The sequence below is a fragment of the Chitinivibrionales bacterium genome (assembly GCA_014728215.1).
Classification (GTDB): Bacteria; Fibrobacterota; Chitinivibrionia; order Chitinivibrionales; family WJKA01; genus WJKA01.
Genome location: WJLZ01000125.1, coordinates 1 through 2803, shown reverse-complemented (window position 1 = coordinate 2803; position 2803 = coordinate 1). Strand labels below are relative to the sequence as shown.

Here is a 2803-nt window from a genome sequence, read left to right as displayed (position 1 = left end):
CTAAAAATTTGGGGGTAAAAGATTAAACTCAAAGCGATAAGGATTCTGAAATGAAGACTCGATTAAGTAAGAATATTTCGGCTACGAAGCTTAATAAGACGCTATGTATCACAAGCTTTATTCTGCTCATATTCCTGTTTACACTAGCAAGCTCTGGTGCTGAAAACATCCCATGGACCCAACGTCATTTTCACAATGTTCCAAGAATTGATGCACAATTAGCCTTCTCACTAGTTTTAAACGGGGTAAAAGTTTTAATTATTGGTACGCCAGCAAACATTCCATTCGAAAAAAGCCATGTTTGTGGTGCAATAAAAGTGATGCCGCATCAAATAACCAGAATAAACACCAAAAAGGTCCCAAAAGAAAACATCGTTCTGTGCTACTGAGATTGACCGGATGAAACAAACAGCGCCCGGGTGGCAGCTTGGTTCATCAAACATGGCAGAAAAGCGTTTGCTGTTATTGGAGGACTTAAGGCTATGTATGAAGCGGGTTTCCCCAAGTGCCCTTGAAATCGTTGGATAATTTCGGATCAAAAACGATTACCATTTTCTGGAGGATGATATCGGATTAAGACTAGAAATATTGGCATTCCATCGTATCGTTGCGGATGAACAACCTTATTTTATTCCACCGATGGCGTTGTCCTTAAAAACTTTTTCGAGGTTGATTAATTACCTTAGAAAATTCTACACGATCATAGGGTTGAATCAAATTATTCCTGTGATTGATGGTGATAGCTCAAAAAATGGAAGATTTCTGTGCTTGACATTTGATGACGGCTATCGTGATAATTTCGAAGTGGCGGTGCCGATTTTAAAGCGATTCGGCCTCCCAGCTACGTTCTTCGTGCCGGTACAGCAAATTGATCGGGAAGAGCCATATTGGTGGGACTATCTTTATGAGGTTTATCGGAATAACGTTGATGGCTTTCGATCATGGCTAAAAAGTGTAGATTCAAAATTGAGCCATATGATAGATCATGATCCTAAAGATCAAAGGATCAACCTTCCAAGAAACCTAGTCAGGCATCTCAATTGGTATAGTGACAAGGATCGGGAGCGATTCTTAGGAAAAATGAAATCCCACTTCGGGCCATATAGTGGAAGGCGTCAGCTCATGTCTTGGGCCGAACTCAATCGACTCTCAATGGAAGGGTTTTCGATCGGATCTCACTGTATTTCCCATATTCCGCTTACCGACCTGTCTAGTGATACAGCAAAAAAGGAGATATTCCTTTCCAAATTGATTCTTGAAAGAAGAATTAAAGCAACAGTGAAGGGCTTCTCCTATCCTCGCGGCAGCTATAAGACGAACCATGTTCGCATGGTTCAACAGGCAGGCTATTCGTATGCCGTTACTACTAAGTTCAGCAGTAATCGCAGAGATTGCAATCGCTTTACGCTGGCTCGGAGGAATGTATCCGATTTTTATGGTCTTCGGTCTCTAATACCTGTTGGCATGCACCTGTTGGAAACGACCGGTTGGCTCGATCCGCTGCTGACCAATAGACGGTAGGGGAGGGCGTTTTCGAAAAAACCATGTCAGTGAACAGAGATATATGCCTCAATCTCAAAAACATTTGCCTGGTTTCCCCCTTCCCGCCTCCGCAAGGGGGCATGGCGGTTCAGGCAGAAAAACTCATGGATTGCCTGAGGAAAGATGGTTTGAATGTCGCCACGGTCCGTACCAACCAGCCTCTCCCGGGTAAGCTAAAAAAAGTTCCGTTTTTGAGGACCTTATGGAATTTGACCGCATTCCTAATCCATCTCGACAAGGCGCTGAGAAAAACAGATACAGTCTATATTTTGAGTGGATTCTTGAATTTTTTTTTCTGGGTGACATTTCCCGCCATTGTGATGGCCCGAATATACGGTAAGAAAATCGTCATTAGCGCCAGAGGCGGAGGAGCAGGTGAATTCTTTCAGCGGTATGGGGTGCTTGTAAAAAAAATATTGCTACAAGCCGATGCCATCACAACTCCTTCAGGCTATCTGCAAGATGTATTTTGGAAGCATTATGGCATTCAAGTGGTGGTCGTTCCCAATATCGCAGATTTAAAACAATTTGGTTTTATAGAAAGAAAGTGTTTTCGGCCAAGGCTTTTGGTGACCCGAAGCCTGGAAGAAATATACGACGTGGGATGCGTGATTCGGGCTTTTCAACTCGTACAAGCGCGGTATCTCGATGCTGTGCTTGGAATCGCGGGTATCGGCACTCAGAAGGATAAGTTGAAATGTCTGGTCAAAGAATTCGGATTGGAAGATCAGGTGACGTTTTACGGAGAAGTCAACCACAGCCAAATGCAAAAATTATATAAAGAATACGATATTTTAGGCAATGCCTCGACGACGGATAATCTGCCCGGCACTATTCTGGAAGCATTCGCCAGTGGATTGGCCATCGTCACGACCAATGCTGGTGGTATTCCCCATATGATCCAGGATGGGATTACAGGCATTTTGGTTGATGTAGGCGATTGTCGAGGCTTGGCAGATCAAATTGTCCGTATTCTGGAGAACCCGGAGTTGGGCCGATCGCTTACTCGGAATGGACTGGCGGAATGCGACCGCTATTCATGGGATCATATCAGGCGAGCGCTAGTGCCTCTGTTGTGCTCATTGCAACGGTGATGTGATGCCACATAAAACGACTGTATTCATAACCATAGACACGGAGCATAGCATCGGGGGAGCATTCAGGGACCCGAATTTAAAGCCCGTGGGGAACGATCGCAGGATTTTTTACTATGTCGATTGAAAAGCGTATGGCATCCCACTGATTATGGACATCGCTGAGG

General features: G+C 44.3%; 3 protein-coding genes. All 3 read left to right on the top strand.

Annotated features, from left to right (window positions below; translation table 11 throughout):
- The first annotated feature begins 50 nt into the window (after positions 1 to 50).
- Positions 51 to 389, top strand: a complete 339-nt coding sequence (locus GF401_09945; GenBank protein MBD3345370.1) for a hypothetical protein — start codon at positions 51 to 53, stop codon at positions 387 to 389.
- Between the two features lie 199 nt (positions 390 to 588).
- Entirely contained in the window at positions 589 to 1521 is a 933-nt protein-coding gene (locus GF401_09940; protein ID MBD3345369.1) for a polysaccharide deacetylase family protein, read from the top strand.
- Positions 1522 to 1544: 23 nt separating this feature from the next.
- Positions 1545 to 2636, top strand: coding sequence for a glycosyltransferase (locus GF401_09935; GenBank protein ID MBD3345368.1), 1092 nt, complete (start codon positions 1545 to 1547; stop codon positions 2634 to 2636).
- Positions 2637 to 2803: the final 167 nt, after the last annotated feature.

Coding starts and splice junctions, on each gene's coding strand:
- GF401_09945 (MBD3345370.1), top strand. CDS start 51: ATGAAGACTCGATTAAGTAAGAATATTTCGGCTACGAAGCTTAATAAG.
- GF401_09935 (MBD3345368.1), top strand. CDS start 1,545: ATGTCAGTGAACAGAGATATATGCCTCAATCTCAAAAACATTTGCCTG.